This is a genomic window from Yersinia sp. 2545 StPb PI, assembly GCF_052217125.1.
GTDB classification, from domain to species: Bacteria; Pseudomonadota; Gammaproteobacteria; order Enterobacterales; family Enterobacteriaceae; genus Yersinia; species Yersinia enterocolitica_E.
Map to the genome: position 1 here is coordinate 3408584 of NZ_JAZGPY010000001.1, position 19980 is coordinate 3428563.

A 19980-nucleotide genomic window follows, 5' to 3' on the forward strand; every position below is an offset into this window, starting at 1 on the left:
TATTCCATACTCAAATTTCTAATGAGTATGTCACTGACTGTCTCGATGAGAATAACTTCTTAGCCTCAATGAAGGATTTTCATACAAGAATACGACACGGCATGCTGATCCCTACATGCCACCACTTCAGTTACTTGTTTATTTATCTATAAATTAGAATATTTTTATATACTGTAGATTAAATATAATAATATATGTTCACTAGACTTATTCGACTATCAGTTGAAAATAACATCGACAGTTGCCGAGGCGGTAACGTTACCAACAGGTAATGTGTCGCCACCGGAACATAGTCGCCAGGTGAGTTCATTTGAGAAAACTTCACTAGATTCACCCGCATTAATTGAACCTAATTTCATTGGTTCACCATTAAACTTCAGACCTTGCGTGAGATTACATGTTCCAGCTCCTGTAACTCCCGTTATTTCACCTGTGATATAGCCGCCGCCCTCATTGAGGGATAATCGAGTCGTCTCACCATCATAAAGCCCTGAATTAGCCTGAAATTTTATATTAATATTAGCGGCAGGATTAGCGCCATTTTGGGTACATCCCACCACCAGACTATCCTTCACTAGTTCTAATTCAGCCCCCAAAGTCGAATTATGTTCTACTTCGCCAAAGTTGATCGATTTGTTAATATTGATCGAGCATTGCCGTGTGGAAACTTTAACCTGATAGCCAGTAAGAATACTTGCCTTCGTAGCACTCGATAATGCACTGCTGCTAAAATACATCTCAGGAATGGAGAATACTCCATCTTGCTGGGTCCCATCGGTGATAATGACCCAATTGCCCGTTATTGATCCACTGCGGACGCTAGATTCCTCGAAAAAAGAGGGTGTCGAGATTGCCCGGGGTGATAAACACCAGGCAGAATTTGCAGGCGTTGCAGCAGCATTTCCAGATCCAGAGACTGTCCCCTGGACTCCCGAATTGCTAAAAGTTCCGCTCATGGTTTCTGATAAGCCAGCATTTAACTGATAAATCATAGTGAAAGATGCCTGCGGTACCAAAAAAATACCTTGAGCAATCTTATACCCTTGAATTCCATCAACATCACTTAGGGCGGTGTTATTAACGCAACCCAAGGTTTCAGGAATTCCCGCCCCCGTGATGGCAACAAGACCATAATTTGGATTGAGCGTCATATACATATCGTAGTCACCAAAACTGGTGGAAATATTTTGATTAATGGCTGGGCCTGCCCATTGTTGGCTACCACTACCAATCTCAATGATAGCTGCCTGTAATGGCATAATAACGCCCAACGACAGCAGACAAAGCCCTATTCGTAACCGCGTAAAACCAGTGGTGCTTATTTTATTTGTCACGGTGTTTACCCCTCTATTGGGTGAATTCTCGGTGCTCAACATGTTAAACCTCACAACGTAATGGCAAATGACGTATCGGATTAGCCGCTGACGGGGCTGGAGTGTTCGCCAAATTGAACGCTACATTGCATTGCTGGCTAGTATCCCCCCCCCACTTCACTTTTAGACGACCACTTTCTGGTAGCCCGCTGAGATAGACCTGCCCTGCATCTCCAACAATGCTGGTATTCGGCTCTTCACCCGCACTCCCTTCAACGGCAACCACGGCACCGAAAGGTATTAATCCGCCACTTTTACTCAAAGTAACCAATACTTGATAACCGACGCGTGTTGCAAAGTTAGCCTTAACCACTGCACCTTTAGTTGGGTAGAGATTTTGGCTTGACTGCGTTATGTCAACCCCTTCAGGCAGGGTTGCCGGATCCAGGCTAATATTATTGCGCTGGTAGTTTGAGAGATAAGGCACCACCGCATAACCACGACTGTCCACCTGATTATTGCCGCTCATCACCTTACTTCCTCTGGCGCCTGGTGCACTGACTAATGCAACGGTATCGCCCAAAGGTTGACTCAATGTGACTCCGTCGGCATGTGCCACCACCCCGCCGCTGGCATTCATATTCACCGCGCGGTAGCCACTACCATAGCTATATCCCATACTCGCCATGCCCTTGCTGCCACGGTAACCAGTATTCACCGACCCCATGTCACTGCTGCCGTCGTTAGACCAGCCTTGTGTCACATTGTAAGAAAGACGGTCATCCATTGATGTTCCGTTAATACCCGCCTGATTCTGAACACTACCTTGGTTGTTATTTGTCATCTGATAACTGGCGAAGCTACGGTTAGCAAGTGATGAACCGCTCAACAAACTTAATGGTACTTGAACGTTCATGGATAACTGTCTGTTCTCCGGCCAGCTATTGTCCCCTTTAATGCGGTCAATACTGTAATTCATGCCGTAAGTCACCCCGTGGTAGCTGTTGCTATAGCCCGCAGTAAGGTTGTTATTGACCTTACTGTTGTCCCAATAGTTATCCCGCATCCCAGAGATATATAGCGATCCTAAATCCCCCATATTCTGAGACAAACGTAACTGGTAACTATTGCGCTTACGGTCTTGTGACCAGGGCAACTGATCGTCGCGTAATTGGTAGCCATTGTTGTTAACATCGGAAAAACTGTAATAATTTCGGGTCGAGTAGCGCATAGTCGCGACATCAATTGATGTGCCGGTACTGGCAATATTTTTGGCATAGCGCAACCGATATGACTCCCCTTTTTGCCGGTCATCCACATCCTTCAGCTTAGCGTTCGACTGAGTGACATCCGCAGACAATGCGCCAAAGTTCCCTAAAGACAGCCCGCTCCCCACCACGCTTGAGAAGTAATCATCCGCGACCAGTCCACCACCATACAGCGTGAGATTATAGGGCAAGCCATAAACCAAAGTGCCGAGTCCAAAGGTTGACTCCTGAGAACCAACAGTGGTGCTGCCATTATATTTCCCACTGGTCAGTTCATACTTAAATGCACCAGGACGTAACATTACCGGCAGTGTTGAATAGGCGACAGTCTGGGTGCGAACGGAACCATCAGCTTCAGTTATCGTTACCGTCAAATCACCTGAAGAACCACTCTGCCCCAAGTCATTTAGCGTAAACGGGCCTGGTGCAACATAGGTTTGATACACAATGTTGCCATTCTGCCTCACGGTTACCCTCGCATTGCTTTGCGCAACACCAGAGATAACCGGAGCAAAGCCACGCAGATTGTTGGGCAACATCTCTTCGGTTGAGTTAAGTTTGACACCACGGAACGGAATGCTGTCAAAAACATCCCCGCCACTGCTGCTTTCACCTGCCAATATTTCAGAATGCCAAGCCTGGATATCCCGCTGCAGGTAGCTATTGATAAACTGGGTGTCCTGCGTACTTTCACCCGCGCGATTATCACCATTCGTCGTATTCCGGCTATGGGTAATCAGGCTGCGTAAACGCCAGGCATCAAAGTTCAACCCCGCCCGTAAGTTGGCAAAGAGGCTTGTTTGCTCTGATGTTCCCAAGTCTGATTGGGAAGAACGTCGGCTGCGGCTGCCGTTCAAGTTATAATTCAGCAAAAATGCCGGAATACCTTGATTCCACAATGAGGGATCAACCTGACTGCTGCTATTTGGCTGCATTGCGACTTGGGGGATACTGATATCCAGCCGCAACTTGGCCAACGAAAATTGCACCTGTGCATGAGGAATCAGGGCAGGCAAATCCTCCACTGGCTTATCCAGTGGTAAATTTGAGAATGTCGGCAGTGCACTAGTATTCACGCCTAACTCATTCAGTAACGCTGGTGTGAGGAGTGGCTCAACCTTATTCCGCGAGCCTTTTTGGAAAGTGATTGTTTGCTCGCCGCGCTCAATCTGATTAACAAATACCGTCACCAGATAGGCCCCTTCAGGCACCTGATCGGTAGTCTCAAACTGAGTCAAATCCACTTTTTCAGACTGCTCTTGATCAAGCATTAGTAGCCCGGCATCAAAATAATCCCGGCCCCAAGCGGGCAGAACAGACGTAAGTAATATCGCACCCGTAAATATAGGTGATATTTTTATCCCATTAACGTGTCGTTTCATGATATTTAGCTCAACCTGGTTTATCTGTTTTGCCAATACACAAAATTGGAATTAAAAACATATGATTAACCAGCAGTTAAAATAAGTTTGTCGGTAAACTGGATATCAATATCGAGATGAGCCAGTAAGTGATTTTTGTTGTTCTAATGGCGTATTCCACGCTGTCTCATCAAGCAATTGCCACTCAACTGGCCCCTTTGTACCCGCAGGCAAGTTATAGCGTTGCTGCCCTTTTGGTGGAACCATCAGGCGCATAGCCGCATTATCAAACAAATAGTTACCAACTTTTAACCGAGAAAATGTCAACCAAAACGGCGTTGGGTTTTCAGCAACCAGCGTATTACCTTCCAGATGGAAGCGTAATTGTGAGGCAGCACCTGCCACCCCACTGTCCGGCAGGCTGGACGGGCGGTAAAATAGTTTAAGATTACTGACAACAGCTAACGTTAATTGACCGCCGTTTTGCGCCATATTCGCAGGTGTAGATGGGATAGCCTTGGTAGCAATATAAAATACTGACTCCCGATCCTGTGCTAACTCCCCTCCGGTACGCCGAATACGCAAGGTCAAATCACTATTAGGCTCCAGTCGTTGCAGCGGCGGAGTGACAATAAAGGGCATCGGAGTAACGACTTTGCCCTGCGGTGCAACGCCGCCAGTTTGAGGATCCATACTCCGAATCCAAGATTGCATTAAAAAAGGCTGATCACTTTTGTTATAGACGGTTAATGCAACACCCTGACTGGCTTTTTCCGGGTAAATAACCCGCATCACATAAAAGGAAATACCTTTAAGTTCAGCCTGATTTGCGCTCACCGATAAACTGTTCAGCATCAGTAAGCTCCCAATCATTATTAATGACAGGCGAGTCCAGAAACTTTTCATTTACTCTCCAGAAATTATGGCGGTGAATATTCGCATTTCGGCGAGAGGATCCCGTAATCGGTAATCACTCGCCAGTCAGCCATTGCCAACGGTGAAATAGCTGGATAAATTTGATTACTGTGAGGGGCAATCATTGCCGGGTACTGCTCGAAACTAACGGCGCGATGATTAATATTCAATTGCCCCAGCGTTAAAAAATAGGGTGTAGGATTTTCTACACGGATACCCTCAGCGACTTGGGTAAATTGTAATTTGCAGTAAGCGTCTTCCGGGGTCATATTCAACCCATCGGGGCGATAGAACAGCTTAATCAAAAAACGAATTCCCATTGATAACTGGGCCTGCTCTGTCAGCTCGGAGGCTTGAGCAGGAATCGCCAGAACAGATAAATAAAACACCGATTCATGTTGCTGCGATAATGTTCCTTCATTCTGACGTATAATACGCAGCAAATTACGACTATTAGGCTCCAGCCGAAATAAGGGTGGTGTCACGATAAATGGTGTTGCTTGCTTATTATCTGGGCCCAGTTGAACCAGAGACTGAATTAAATAAGTTTTATCGCCATCATTCTTAACCAGAACAGTGCGCGCCCGATCAGTTTCATTAAATACGACCCGCGTTTGTCCAAGGCTTATTCCGCCATCAGCAGCAAAAACGCTATTTCCCCAGAGGCTAAGGAGTAAGCCACTGATAAGTTGCAAGTCTCGGAAACGAAGGGCTCGAATCATAATGTGCTCTTAATCGTAAAGAAAATTGAAGGTAACTCGAGCAATGAGTTTACCGGTGGTTGGATTACAGCCCCCCGAATCAATACAGGATACCCCTGCGGAAAATGCCATAGCGGCACCAGTGGCTGGCGGGACTATTCCTTGAAATTGCAGCTTGTCAGCATGGCGAACGGTATTCATGTTTTGAGTTAGCAGCACACCAACCCCTTGAGCGTCTGAGTCAGCATCACGAAACAGCCATTTGCTGCCACTGCCATCACCATTGCCAGTGACCTGGATAACAGGTTTTTGGCTACCAGGTGCCGTCCCGCTACAATTTTGTACTTTCAGAGAGAAAGTATTGGATGCAGCCACGGCTCCCGATAACAACGAGCTTGTTTGGACGCTCCCCAAATCCAAAAACTCTTGATCTAGCTTAATTTCGCAAGTTCCAGGAACAATGGTGGCACGGAAATCCACTATTTCAGCAGCTTGTACCGGCAGAGCGACTACACAGATGAAAAAGCTCGCAGAACCCGCATTACGGCACCACTTTAGTAAAGGCATCGATACCTCCAAGATCGTTGATCACCCGCCAGCGGATCTCCCCTTGTTTAACTTTGGTCGGGAAGATATGGCTGCTGAAAGGGGCAATCATACTGGCTTCGGCGCGCGCCAAAGATAGCGCCTCTCCGGCAAAACTGATGCCAGAAAAGTTAATAAAATAGGGTGAGGCGTTATTAACCTGTAATCCCTCTTTCACTAGGGTAAATTGTAGATTCTTATGGGCATTGGCGACAGTCGGGGCTAATCCAGCAGGGCGATAAAATAACTTGATGACGTTCGCAACGCCCAGTTTTACTTCACCACCCACGCTTTGTTGCTGATCTTCTCCTGTTCCTGCAACACTACTGGGTATAGCCCGAGCATTAATATAGAAAACCGATTCACGATCACTGGGCAAAGCCACACCATTAGCAGAAATCCGAATTTGGTTGCTACTATTTGGTTCGAGGCGAAATAACGGAGGAGTGACCAAAAAAGGGGCGACTCCTTTCCCATCAATAGAAGCGCTGACTGTGGTCTGTACCAAATAAGGAGCATCTGGTTGCGTATTGCGCAAAGTCAGTGAAACACTCGACGCTCCCTGTGGGTAAATCAGCCGAGTGGCACTAATACCAAATCCGCCAGCCTGAACGGTTTGAGTGGCAGTCAAACCAACAAATATCAAAGACAGCGTGCGAAATAAAAATTTCATTACTCAAACTCCTCTTGCCTGATGGCAGGGAGTTATCATCACCTGCCATCAGAAATGGTTAGTTATAAACAAAACTAAATGTAATTGGTGCACTAATCGTTGTATTTTCGATGGCTGATATATTAGTGGTAGCTAACGCGGCACTTAAAGAAATCGATTTTTCAAAATCTCCAGGTGCTGGCGTGCTACCCGCAGTCCCAACAAGAATAGAGTCTCCACTTTGTAGGATGGTGCCTTCATGTTTGACCATGACACCAACACTAGAGCTATTATCGCTGTTAAAGATATTGTTACTGCCACCGCTCAGTGTTGAACCCGAAATACGCAAGCTCGCCTTATCATCCTCCGCCGACGGTTTTCCACAATTCATAAGTCTCACATCAAAATTTTGTGCCGTCGTATCAATAAAAGTATTAGCGGCAGTGAAAACGGCTGCTGTGTGGTTATTCAAATTCAATCGGTCAGTGACCGATACATCACAGGTGGCAGTTACGATGCTAGCCTCTATCGTTATCATAGCATTACGCCCAGATTCTGCTGCAAAGGCCGTTCCAGCCGAAGCCAACAATAACAAAGCGGCAGGTGATAAAGTTAAAAGTGTTGAACGCATGTATTTATTCCTCTAATGACACGTTGATTAAGGATTTGAGTGTGTCCTAGAGAGAGCTAAAAATTTAATGATTTAGTCTAATTAAGGTGGAGTTAAGACTCTTCAGGTTTACTTTTAATAAAAATAAATATCTAACCAATTGATTTTAAATACATTTAACTTTACTCTTAAATGTATTGTTCAACACCGACAATACAGAATATCAGTCCGAATATGTTTGAAACATGACAGCTAAATCCACCAATTGGGATTATGTGTTGAAGTCAGTTACCTGAGATAGCCCAGCTTTGCTGGCCGACATCTTTTCAGGTTCCCTAACCCCAATAGACTGCATAAAGACAATTAACAGATAATGGAGCTTGCACATGGCTGTCTCCTCCAGGGGACATAATCAGTATGCCGGAATGAGTGGTTCGCGTTGACGGGTTACTTACAGGAGGCTGACCAGCAATGATATCCTCAGTATGCTAATAGAGCACTATTTCTAAAAAGCTAAACTCTAGCGATCTCTTAAAACCTTAGAGCAGTACACATAGGGCATTGTTTTAGTCGAAATATAATAACTTCCGTTACGATTTTTAGTGAAGAAAGCAGCCATGGGATGATCATCAACTAAATAAAACCTCGATAGCATCAGATCTGAAAATAAAGATTCATCCACATTATTAGTTTCAGTCACCCAGTTTCTCTTCGATGTTAATAACAAATCATCATTAATCGCTGTTACATCAAAAAAGGTTCTACGACTTATCGTGCCTACTTTCTCATTATTTTTATAAACAACGCCATCAATATAGACAATTCCATTTTTATTATTCATAGAAAATTCGACCATAAGTTTTGTCATTAGTCCCAACTCTTCTCTATGAATGGTCAGATTCGCATTACAATTAATAACATCATTTTTATCATATCTAAATTTTAGCAGTAAAAATGAAACGGAATAGACGAACACGATAGACAGTATTATTTTCAATATGAAATAAATTTTATTAACAAGAGCAACATCGTTCATCAAAGCAAAACCTTATTATTTTAAATTAATTTATTTTCACGTCTATTTAAAAATAGTGATTCTTATTCTTTTCAATCCAGAGATATAGCCCTTGATTATTAATAACATTTATCTTCCTCATAACATTTCGTTTGTGAGTGCTAATGGTTTTCTCACTTAAATTCAGCAAAAGAGAAGCAGTCTTAGTGGTAATCCCATCATAAAAAAATTTGCAAATTTTTATTTGAGTTGACGTTAATTTAATTACCCCACGATCATTATAGATAACATCATGCCCGTGACCATGCTTTAACATATTGGCGATTATACATTCAACTTTACGGCTTAATTGATTAATGCTGTCATTCCTAAAAATGACAACTTCCGAAGCCAGTTCTTTTGCCATATGTTTTTTGTCTCTAATTTTAAGAGTAACGCTGACATTCTCACAAAAGGATATAGCGATAAAGCCATCATCAGTTTCATTGTCAAGACTCGTAGTCTTAACCAATAAACAAACTTTAAGGTGGCTCTTAAATAAATGATACAACCCATACGAAAAAAAATTATTGTGGTCAGATATAGTTATCATGCAGCGCATAAAAATGTACTCTTTACTTGAATTAAAAAATTAGAGCAGCAATTAAAACATAAGCTAAAAAATAATATAAATCATAAGGTCTTAATAAAAATTAATTAATGAAATTATGCAAAGAAGCCCATATCAAAGTGTCACGTATGCACCATAACATATTGAAATAAAGAATAATTATGTCATTTTCTTGCATGGGAATTTCACTACAACTGCGAGAGGAAAATGGGCTTTAGTTGAGCGGAATTTAGCCAAGTTAAGACTTGGTTAATATTCAGAATAATGAATATAACCTTAAAAAGAAATAATAAAGATATAGGGTATGATAAAAAACTGCTTAAATATCTCTATTTAAAATAGTCAAAACCATGCCGACCTTTAAGCAGAACACCCAATAAACTAATCCTTATTACACAGAAAACTTGCCACACCATTAGACTCAATAATATAATTATTATTGTTAATTCTATAAATAGAAATTAAGAGATTACTACCTACTTGAGACATAAAACTAGGTAGCATTTGCTCAAGATCAGTTCGGCTCACTTCGTCTGAAAGACTAATCTCAACGCCAGTAAAAGTCAGAATCGTTTTATTATCAATATCAGAGATATTAAATAGTGTCTTCCTGGTCAATTGATAGGGTATGTTATTATTAGTAACAATTCCATTTATTATCATATAACCATTTTTGCTATATAGATTTATTTCAACATTGGACTTGATGTTAAAATTTTTACTATACGTATAATGCACACCATGGCAATTTAGTTTTTTATTGTTGTTATCCGCTAAAAAATAAGCATAAGCAATAGCGGAAACAATCATGATGACTGATATGAAAATCAGCAGTATGTATTTAGTATTTGATTTCATTAAAACCACCATGATTGACGAATATTTCAGTTCTACAATTATTCTTCTTACTATAATTAACTTCAAACTCACAAGAAATAACTGATATTGTAGGGTGTCTTATTGTATAGTTTAAGTAAATATAAGGGTAATTATTACACTCTAATGATTGGCCACTTAGAAACGTATTAACTTTCTCCTGACTTTCCAAGTTATGTAATTCAGTGCTGGTGAATATACTGCACCCATCAATTTTTGATAAAAATGTGAAGTTTTTAGGATAATCGATTATACGCTTAGGAATACTTTTATGGATAAAATAAAACACAGCGCCAAAGAAAATCAACACAGATGCGAATAGTAATACTATATTATATATTTTATATTTATTTTTGGTTACTAATTTCTCATCTTGCTGCTGAGGGACAATATTCTCGATAATAATTTCATCAACTTCATCTTCAGGGTCAATATCGACTTCGCATTCTGCAACTTTAGTGACCGTAAAGATAAACCCTTTTCCTCTTACAGTCGTGATGGCTTCACCAGACAACCCGATATCTTGCAATGCTTTACGTAATAATGAAATGTTTTGATACAGAGTGTTCGGTGTGACATTCACACCATTATCACCCCAAGCAATTGAATACAAATCACTTTGCGATATTATCAAACCAACTCTATTAACAAACGCCTCTAGTAATTGTGCTGTTGGCACGTTGATCTTAATGCGAGCGCCACCCAAAGAGGATGAGAGGATACCACTTTCAGGGTAAAATGTAATATTATCATTTATAGTATAACATTTACTCATGCCAATTATTTCCAATGATACGTATCAAAAATTTATTATAGATAGTCAGCAATAATAATCAATAAAAGAGAACATTGCGATGGCAAATCTACCAAGGATTAGCAGTTCGTCACAAAGGTTAATCTGACTCGGATTGACAATATCAGATTAAGTAAGATACGACCCATTGAGAGTATTGTGCAGTACTTCTCTGCTAAGACTACTTTTTTTCACAGTAAACTGAATGAGTAGCGACAGATGAATGCAACTTGAACTTACATTTCGTTTCTAGGGTTGAAGAACGACGAGCCAGGATCCTCACCACAATTTTAAATATTATATACCATAACGACTGGAGCAATATAGCAGTTAAATGACATGTGCTATCTAAAGTAAGGACTGTTTGTAAAAATTAAAACCATCAACAATTATACTCATCAGCAAGTCTACCGTGGCGAGCAATATATAAATGGAATGCTTTTTGTAGATATCCCAAAATAGCCCTCCTCTTTTTTCGAGAACGTAATTTGCATTTTTCTATTTGGTGTGGTGTAGAACTCATGGATCATGACTTCATTAATCAAAGTATCATCAATACTATTTACCTCGCTAGCCCAATTGTTTACTGATCTTAATAAGAGTATATCATTAATCGAGTAGACGTAAAAAATAATCCTGCGACTAATCACCCCTATACTCTTATGATCCTTATAAAGCTTACCATCAATAGAAACAATACCATTAGTAGAATTGACTGAAAAATCAATGTTAACATTGGCAACCATACCAGGTACATTACTGTGAATGATGACTTCAGCATTACATTTTATTATATTTAATCCTCTCTCTTTTTCATCATTACTGCCTCTTAAAAAGAGAAACAAACAAATAGAGATCATGATAAAAATCAAAATAGAAATCTTCAAATTTTTTTTAATGCAGATGGAGAGTATATTTTTCATAAACATTCTATTTTCATCTCGTAAAGATGATCCTAAATTCCATTATAATTAAGTAGGTACAATTTGTTCGGCTTTTATAACAGCCTTATTATACCGAATCATCTCCATCATGTTATATCACCTTTAAAACTCAGCATCGGTAGAAAGAATTGGATAAATAGATCCTATTGTTAAATTACAGGCTGCAAAGTAATGGCAGCCTGTTGTTAGTATTATCTCGATAGACCTAGTCTAGGCTATCGTTTGGACGAATCCGTTGGCACTGATATTGTCGGGTGTTTGATCCAACCTGACGATGTACCATCATCTTTAGGTAAACTACCGACAAAACTACCATCCTGTTTCGAGCCTGGGTAACTTGGGCTCATATGATTTGGATTGCTTTCTGCAGGCGGCTTACCCGAAGAAACTGGCGCTTTAGACGGCGGTGTAGACTGCCGAATCTCGGATGGCTTAGGGTATGATACTGGCTCATCTCCTGTGGCAGTTTTTTTGATCCACCGAGAAGAGTTTTTATCATCTTTTGGTAAATGACCTTTGAAATCACCACCTAGTTTAGAACCTGGATAACTAGGGCTCATATGATTTGGCTTCTCCTCTCCTTTCACTGGTTTTGATGGTCGATTCTTTGGTGGTGTCGGTTTGTCAGTTTCCACCGGAGCGGGTTTCGGTGGTGTCGGTTTGTCAGTTTCCACCGGAGCGGGTTTCGGTGGTGTCGGTTTGTCAGTTTCCACCGGAGTGGGTTTCGGTGGGGTCGGTTTGTCAGTTTCCACCGGAGTGGGTTTCGGTGGTGTCGGTTTGTCAGTCTCCACCGGAGTGGGTTTCGGTGGTGTCGGTTTGTCAGTTTCCACCGGAGTGGGTTTCGGTGGTGTCGGTTTGTCAGTTTCCACCGGAGTAGGTTTCGGTGGTGTCGGTTTGTCAGTTTCCACCGGAGTAGGTTTCGGTGGCGTCGGTTTGTCAGTTTCCACCGGAGTAGGTTTCGGTGGTGTCGGTTTGTCAGTTTCCACCGGAGTAGGTTTCGGTGGTGTCGGTTTGTCAGTTTTCACCGGCGCGGTTTTCGGTGGTTTTGATGTATTGCCATTTTTTGCCGGTTTATTTGAACTAGATAAACCGCCAGCAGTAAATGAAATACTATTTGATGCTGTAACTTTATCAACATTTACTTGAGAAAGTGTTTCACCATCGGTATTCAGTTCACCTTGTACATTTCCTTTAATATTACCAACATCGATGGTCGCTTTTTGATCTTCCTGATATTCAACTTTTTCCACAGTGTTGTAATAGCCATTGACTGTCGGTAAGCCTGTTTTAGAAATACCACCACCACCACCACCGTAAGCACCATCTTGATCAATAGTATCTGATAGCTCGACTGCGTTAATATTGCCCGCAACATCTACAGTACCGGTTTTGGAATCAGAAACAATGTGCGCGCCAGTAAGATTGAGGTCCCCTCCTGTAGAGATATTCAGCTCACCGGTGGTATTAATACCGGTCTGGGTCCCTGTAGTCTTCGAATCATAATGTTCGCCACCTTGGCCGTAGTTCCCAGCCAATGTTGGGATAAGTCCTCCATTGGTTGAAACAGCAACCCCGACTGATCCACCCCACTCATTACTATTAGTCTGGTTATTGACCGTATCTTGCACACTCTGCACATTCAGATCGCCAGTAATATTAAGGTTGGCGGTTTCTGACTGAATATTACCGCCAGCTAAAGTCATATCTCCCCCAGTGTTAATGCTAATATCACTGCTATTAAGGTTGGAGTTAGTATATGTGTGGCTTGAGCCAGTTGAGGTTGAAGTGCTGCCATGGTAATCAACAGAAACTCCCGCGCCAGCTCCTGTAGGAGCGGCGGAGGCCCCGGCACTGACGCCTGCAGAGTGGGTATCTTTTTGCGACCAACTCTCAGTTGAGGACTCGGCGGCTAAAATATTCAAATCACCGCCAGTAGTGATCTCTACACTGTCTGCCGATAATTCGACACCTTTTAACGTGGTATCGCCATTACTAGTAATTGATACATTACCAGCATTTATATTAGTGATGTTTTCACTTTTAGTCGTCGATGAACTACTGGTCGTCGTGGTATCGAATCCAACTGAGACTGAGCCTCCAAGCAAATCATTAAACATAAGGTTAGAAGCACTACCTGCCACTTCTGCCGCCGTTAAACCGGCATCAATTTCTTGCCCGTCATTGCCCTTTTCAACCAAATTACCGACTTTATCAGCAGCATCAGCCACTGAACTATGAGCTTCACCCTTTACGCCATAAAACGAAACGGTTTCCTCACTCGTGGTTATCACTTCATCTTCATACTTTGTAGACTTGACTTCATCGGCAACAATAGTCAACGCACCTTCAGTGTTAAAATTACCACCGCCAATATCAACCGTGTTTCCCGCTTCTAATGTCATAGAATCGGTAAAGTTAAGTGAAGCATTATTATTTGTCGTCGTTTGCTGAGTATCAACCGTCGTGACGGTTTCTAACCCGGCTTGGAAATTACCCGAGGAAGATGTTGGAGCACGACCAGGCTTAGACCCGGCATTGGTGATATCCGACCCAAGATTATTATGCTCACCGGTGCTGGTACTACTACTTTCCCCATCCAGACCGCTAATATCATAACCTGCCGATTGCCCAAAACCACTCGCGCCTGCACCAAATTTTAGATCAGTGCGTTCAACCGTGGTTTCAGAATAGCTGTAATCTTGTGATGTTTGGATGTCTACATCGCCAGCAGCCTTCAATTCACCCGATTGGGCATTATATTCACCACCTTTGAGAACAATATCATTCGCGGAATTAACGGTAAACTTGCCGCCAGCGTTGACCGAACTATCAACACTCGTAGCACTTGAGCTGACAGTTTCTGTCGATTCGTGACTTAGTATCCCCGTAGATTTATGGCTGTATTCATAATTCCCCTCAACCTCATACATATTATTGAAGGTGACATCACCTTCAGTTGAAGTCAGGCTGATATCTTTTTCCGCAGCAATATCAACAGCATTAACCGTAATATCTTTGGCACTCATGTCAATGCTACCACCGGCGGTGACACCATCATTATAATAATGAAGTTCTTGATTACCGGAAACATTAGCGCCTTGGCTGGCAGTAAGCTCAATTGAACCATTATCTGCCTGCAAAGTGAGATCATTACCGGCACTAAGAGCAGCGCCACTGTTGGTTATAGAACCACCACTGGAGACCAATGATAAATCTCCACCTGAAGTGATACCACCATTCATGCCCACACTACTATTATTAATATTGCCTTCTGATTGAATATTAATATTGCCACCGGCACTGATCTGGCCATTAACATTATTAAAGGAGGATGCATCAACATCCATATTACCGCCAGCGTGGACTATAGCGGAACCATCATAGCGGCCACTTTCTAATTGTTCTAACGTCGTTGTTGCGAAATAAATTTTAGGTGTGAGTACATCATGACCATCGATATTTTCCGTTACAAACCAAACAATATCTTTATCCAGTCCGGCAATCTGCTCATCAGTTAAAGCTTTACCGACGGTAAAATCTTCTACTCCATTCACAGTTGCAGCATTGGACATTAATTTCTCAACCAACTCGGTGCCATCAACACCATCGCGCACACTGAAGAATGTCCCAACAGACTCGTTTAATTGGCGGCGAATAACTTCACTAATAAAATAATTATCGCCCACAACCAAAACAGGTGTTTCTGGTATATAGCCAATTTGGTCAAAGAAATATTGCGAACCAAAGAAAAGGCTCTGATCAATCATCTCAGTTCGAGTTTCATAAAACGGATAAATAGGGTTACTGGCACCATCCCCGACCTTGGCAGTGAAATCAACATCTTTCCATTTCTGGTTAGAAACAAATAACCCCTGAATTTTAGCGAGTTCGGTATAGGTTTTTGTGGTACTTAATCCTTTCGTCAGTTCGGCAATTGTTTTCAACCCAATATTAATTTCATAAGGATTTTGAGTTACCACAACCTCCTTATCACCGATGGCAACTGTTATTTTTTCACCTTCAAGTTTCGCACCGAATAATCCATTGTTAAATGCTCCACCATTGTGAGTCAGATTACCGCCTGCGATAATCCCACCGTTATTATCCGACAAACCATAATCTTTTAAATCTTTCAAAGAAGCATTATTGGAGCCAGTTACCCTGGCCCAATCTTGTGATAGTTTTTCTTGGCTTTCAGATAACCATGCATCGCCGAACAATCTTTTCATAACACTGTTTAATTGTTCACTCTGTTTGGCCATTTCTTTTAAGCTATTAAAGCTGTTGGACTTAGAATCATATATATATGACCCCTGCCCTGAGACAGACTCCGGACTTCCATCACCGAAATAAAAGTCCAGCAATTGATATAGCGTATTAAACTGAGCATAACCAGAATCGCTACCTATCACTTTTCTATATACCTCCAGCTCAATCAGGGTACTCAGCGTCTCCGTCAAATAATAGAAAAATGACATTTCATTATATTCAGGTGCATTATTAACAGTTCCAGATATTATCATATCCTTACTTGATTGAATAATACCACCTGTATTATTTAACGTTTTAGTACTATAAATATTCTTTTGATTAATATTTAAATTACCGCCGGATGAAATTTCGGCCATTTTAGTTAATTTAAAATCACCAATCCACGTTGGAATTGAACCTGAGAGTTTTGCGTTATAATATACCAGGCTAATAAACCCTTGCTTCCATTCATGTGAACCTTCAGCATTTTGTGCAGGGCCTGTAACCCATCCAGGATTATCATACTTACTAATATTATCAATAATTTTAGCATCTAATGCCATATCGCCTTGAGAACGAATATTACCACCATCATTCTTTATATTCTCTGCAACAATATCAATTTTACCCATACTAAGAACATTAGCATTTTCTTCATTTAGAAACTTACCTTTCTCTGCATCAATAATAATATCTTGCGAGGAGAAAATCAAAGCCCCACTACTATTAGTAATATTAATTGCCTTAAGAATGACATCCTTAAGACTCAAAATAGATTGATTACTTGAAATTTTAATGTTCTCATCTGCATTAAGTAGTATGCTTGCAGCACTTTCCAGAATACGGTCAATAATGATAGAACCCGTAGTCTTAATAGAGAACTCACCTCTAGCATTAATATCACCACTATCATCATTGTAGCGATAATCTTTAGAGAGAATTAAAGAGAGATTATTATCACTAAAAATGTCACCAGATAAATTATTCAAAGATTCAGCTAGCTTAATTAATAAATTTTTAGCCGAATAAATATAACCGACACTGTTATTTAAGTTATCAGATTGAATATCAACATTATTACCACTGATATTAGAGCCACTGTTATTTACATTTTTTGATCTAATAGAAATATCAGCATCAGAAAATAAGGTCGCTCCATTCAGGTTAGAAATAGAGTCTGACTCCACTGTAAGCCCACCAACACCAATAATGATAGCGTCACCAGCTGATGACCCTTTATCACTACTGTTTACAATAGTATTAGCCTCTACGGACAATATCCCTGATGCCTGAATTATCGCATTAATATTATCTAGTTTATTGATGTTTTTGAAGGTGGCGTCACCATCAGAATTAATAATTGCCGCAATGGAATTAATAAAACTACTGACATAACTGACGTATAAATTTCTACCCGCATTAATAACACCAACATTTCCCGTCCCATCACCTATATTGGATAAAGACCCAATATTAGCTAGAGACATATCAGCACCAGAGTATATAACGCCTTTGTTATTTAGATTATCTATATTAGATATCATTAGGCCATTATCTGATGTTATAACACCACTCTTATCATTTATAATACTATTAATAAGTTCTAGTTTTAACCATTCTCCCAATGCTGAAATATAACTTCCACCGGAATTTTCCACATTGGCAACAGAATGAATATCAATATTATTCGCGATTATCCCTGAACCAGAATATTGGGTGGTTCCAGTTCCTGTATTAAACAGATTAGTACTATTATTTATGCTTACAGTTCCATCTGCATTAATAAATCCATCTACATTCTTTATCGTTTCTATATTACTCAAATGAATATCACCAGAGGCGAGTATAGATGAGTTCTGATTAATTAATTCTGACGAATGGCTAATTGACAACTGATCAGCCGCGAGTATTTTTGCTTCATCAGTATTTTTAATGCTATCAATATTCGTTAATATAATCTCGTTCGCTTGAATGAGTGACGAACTACCTTTGTTATTTAACTCTTTAATGTCATCAAGCTTAAGTGAGCCTTCTGAAATTAGTTTTGCATTATTACTATTTGTAATAGTGTTAGCGTTACTAATTTCAATAGCACCACCTTGAATTAAACTGTTGTTATTATTTATATTAACTGCATGAACCCCACTGCTATTTATTTTCAGATTGGCACCTGAGAGTATACTACCCCCATTTTGATTATTAACTTCCTTACTGATATTTAGTGATAAATCTTTAGCTGCTGTGATATCACCACTATTGAAAACACTTTCTGTTGTTATATCAATAGATTCTTCTGAGTTAATTACCCCGGTATTTTCCAATAAACCGCCATCACTAACTTGGCGAATAGCAACATTTTTACCGGACAATACACCACTATTAATGGCACTTCCATTGACAATGGAAATATCTAACATTGAGGCGGCTGAGACAATTCGCCCACTATTATTAATACTATTTGACTTAATGGTATTTTTTTTATCAGCTTGCAGTAATCCTTTATTAATTAGAGATCCGAGAATAAGATTTGCGTCTTGCTCAGTATATAAAACACCTTTATTATGTAAATCATTAGCGACAATGCTCAGCGGACCACTCGCATTGACAACACCATCATTGTCAAATAGTTCGTTAATAGTGAAGCTTAACGTCCCCTTCTGACTATTAACTCCAGCACCTTGATTTAAAAATGAATTAGCCTTAACTATAACATTGCCTGACTGACTGCTAATAGCAGCATCAGAACTTATAGTTGCGGAATCAATAGTTTCGCCGTTAATCGATACAATATAATTACCATCCACAAGGGATATAATTGCATTCTCTATTTTTTTACCTGAAGCATCAAGAGCGAAAAGTGTCCCTGTTATTTTATATTCACCCTTAACATCAATGAAAATTGATGTTACATCTATTTTGTCACTATCACCGCTCATTGCAAAAATACGTGCTGCATTTTGCAACAATGAGTCAGCAGTAATTCTAATATTGCCATTTTTTGATACTGCATCAGCACTGAGTTTAGCTTGAGATAAAGCTCTAATAATTAGGTCACCATTACTGATAACACCACCAAAACCTGTATTTTCATTAACTGAAATATCGATATTGTTGCCAGATAAATTAACATCACCTGACTTGCTGCTAATTGCTGTCAGTGCTAAATCACCATCGGCCGATATCTCAACAGTCTGATTACCGACTAAGCTACCTTTATGTCTAACCCCAACACCGCTTTCGGTACTGATTAGCTGTATTCTTCCCCCATACATGGAACCCAATGAACTGCCATCAATAGCAACTTTAGGGGTATCTGCAGCCGATAAGTTACGAATCTGGTGCTGTCGTGTTTGTGTGTCGTAAGTATTTAGCCCCGCAACAACTTTAATATCGGCACTCCCAGAGACTTCACCATCGAGTTTTACCGTACGGCTGATCATATCAAAGTGGGTTAATCCTTCAGTAGATAGTCCCTGTCCTTCTACTGCAATCGTACCCTTATTAACATTTAATTGAATATTACCATTCTCACCATATTCCACTCGACCTGTACTGAGAGTTAAGTTATTCGCATTAATGGTTGATACGCCATTCACAGATATGCCATTTTCATTTGCAATGATAAGGTCAGCTTTTTTCCCAAACACTTCCATTGTGCCATTTAAATACGATCCCTTGGCACCCGTAACTTCACTAATGATAGCGCTAGCTTCTTGTTGTAGCTGACCGTTTTTAATTATATAACCACCTATGCTACTGACACCATCCTGCATGCTGTTATTAAAAATCAAACCATCTGGGCCAACATTAAAGTCATCAAACTTATTGTGAGAAATCCCATTACCGTTTGGATTAATAATATTTACTGTCGGTGTTCCATTGGCTGACTCTGAAATCGTTGGCGCATTTGAACTTGTATCGGGAACTAAGTTTGCATAAGACAAACTGGGCAATACTGCAACCAATGCCAAATAAATAGGGCACAACTTTTTATGTAGATTTTCTTGAGTTAGTTTCCCAATAAAAGATGATGTAGAATTATTGGTCTTACCTTTATTTTTGCTCATGCGTAAAGCTCCTGCAGTT

Annotated in this window: 13 protein-coding genes; all 13 read right to left on the bottom strand. The window is 40.5% G+C overall.

Annotated features, from left to right (window positions below; translation table 11 throughout):
- Positions 1-218: 218 nt before the first annotated feature.
- A complete protein-coding gene (locus V1955_RS15935; RefSeq protein ID WP_420073794.1) occupies positions 219-1334 on the bottom strand; it encodes an adhesin in 1116 nt (371 codons plus the stop codon).
- Positions 1335-1377: 43 nt separating this feature from the next.
- On the bottom strand, positions 1378-3963 hold the full coding sequence (locus V1955_RS15940; protein ID WP_372568838.1) for a fimbria/pilus outer membrane usher protein: 2586 nt from the start codon (positions 3961-3963) through the stop codon (positions 1378-1380).
- 105 nt (positions 3964-4068) lie between these two features.
- Entirely contained in the window at positions 4069-4848 is a 780-nt protein-coding gene (locus V1955_RS15945) for a fimbrial biogenesis chaperone (RefSeq protein WP_083159763.1), read from the bottom strand.
- 14 nt (positions 4849-4862) lie between these two features.
- Positions 4863-5579 carry a fimbrial biogenesis chaperone gene (locus tag V1955_RS15950; protein WP_083159765.1) on the bottom strand — a complete coding sequence of 239 codons (717 nt, stop codon included), beginning with the start codon at positions 5577-5579 and terminating at the stop codon, positions 4863-4865.
- Positions 5580-5588: 9 nt separating this feature from the next.
- Entirely contained in the window at positions 5589-6125 is a 537-nt protein-coding gene (locus tag V1955_RS15955) for a fimbrial protein (protein ID WP_420073797.1), read from the bottom strand.
- Positions 6100-6816, bottom strand: a complete 717-nt coding sequence (locus tag V1955_RS15960) for a fimbrial biogenesis chaperone (protein ID WP_083159769.1) — start codon at positions 6814-6816, stop codon at positions 6100-6102. Before V1955_RS15960 ends, V1955_RS15955 begins: the two co-directional genes overlap by 26 nt.
- Positions 6817-6874: 58 nt before the next feature.
- Entirely contained in the window at positions 6875-7426 is a 552-nt protein-coding gene (locus V1955_RS15965; RefSeq protein ID WP_083159771.1) for a fimbrial protein, read from the bottom strand.
- 499 nt (positions 7427-7925) lie between these two features.
- Entirely contained in the window at positions 7926-8441 is a 516-nt protein-coding gene (locus V1955_RS15970; protein WP_083159773.1) for a hypothetical protein, read from the bottom strand.
- A 46-nt stretch (positions 8442-8487) separates the two neighbouring features.
- Positions 8488-8931: a helix-turn-helix transcriptional regulator gene (locus V1955_RS15975; protein ID WP_193784704.1), complete on the bottom strand. Its 444-nt coding sequence runs from the start codon at positions 8929-8931 to the stop codon at positions 8488-8490.
- 480 nt (positions 8932-9411) lie between these two features.
- Positions 9412-9888, bottom strand: coding sequence for a hypothetical protein (locus V1955_RS15980; RefSeq protein WP_227746554.1), 477 nt, complete (start codon positions 9886-9888; stop codon positions 9412-9414).
- A complete protein-coding gene (locus V1955_RS15985; RefSeq protein ID WP_083159777.1) occupies positions 9872-10681 on the bottom strand; it encodes a winged helix-turn-helix domain-containing protein in 810 nt (269 codons plus the stop codon). Before V1955_RS15985 ends, V1955_RS15980 begins: the two co-directional genes overlap by 17 nt.
- A gap of 425 nt (positions 10682-11106) precedes the next feature.
- Positions 11107-11622, bottom strand: a complete 516-nt coding sequence (locus V1955_RS15990) for a hypothetical protein (protein WP_442821139.1) — start codon at positions 11620-11622, stop codon at positions 11107-11109.
- Between the two features lie 236 nt (positions 11623-11858).
- Complete coding sequence (locus V1955_RS15995; protein ID WP_442821140.1) at positions 11859-19961, bottom strand: two-partner secretion domain-containing protein; 8103 nt, start codon at positions 19959-19961, stop codon at positions 11859-11861.
- Positions 19962-19980 lie beyond the last annotated feature (19 nt).

Excerpts from the sequence above, each read along its gene's own strand:
- V1955_RS15965 (WP_083159771.1), bottom strand. The coding sequence starts at position 7,426 with ATGCGTTCAACACTTTTAACTTTATCACCTGCCGCTTTGTTATTGTTG.
- V1955_RS15980 (WP_227746554.1), bottom strand. The coding sequence starts at position 9,888 with ATGAAATCAAATACTAAATACATACTGCTGATTTTCATATCAGTCATC.
- V1955_RS15950 (WP_083159765.1), bottom strand. The coding sequence starts at position 5,579 with ATGATTCGAGCCCTTCGTTTCCGAGACTTGCAACTTATCAGTGGCTTA.
- V1955_RS15970 (WP_083159773.1), bottom strand. The coding sequence starts at position 8,441 with ATGAACGATGTTGCTCTTGTTAATAAAATTTATTTCATATTGAAAATA.
- V1955_RS15940 (WP_372568838.1), bottom strand. The coding sequence starts at position 3,963 with ATGAAACGACACGTTAATGGGATAAAAATATCACCTATATTTACGGGT.
- V1955_RS15990 (WP_442821139.1), bottom strand. The coding sequence starts at position 11,622 with ATGAAAAATATACTCTCCATCTGCATTAAAAAAAATTTGAAGATTTCT.
- V1955_RS15945 (WP_083159763.1), bottom strand. The coding sequence starts at position 4,848 with ATGAAAAGTTTCTGGACTCGCCTGTCATTAATAATGATTGGGAGCTTA.
- V1955_RS15955 (WP_420073797.1), bottom strand. The coding sequence starts at position 6,125 with ATGCCTTTACTAAAGTGGTGCCGTAATGCGGGTTCTGCGAGCTTTTTC.
- V1955_RS15985 (WP_083159777.1), bottom strand. The coding sequence starts at position 10,681 with ATGAGTAAATGTTATACTATAAATGATAATATTACATTTTACCCTGAA.
- V1955_RS15960 (WP_083159769.1), bottom strand. The coding sequence starts at position 6,816 with ATGAAATTTTTATTTCGCACGCTGTCTTTGATATTTGTTGGTTTGACT.
- V1955_RS15995 (WP_442821140.1), bottom strand. The coding sequence starts at position 19,961 with ATGAGCAAAAATAAAGGTAAGACCAATAATTCTACATCATCTTTTATT.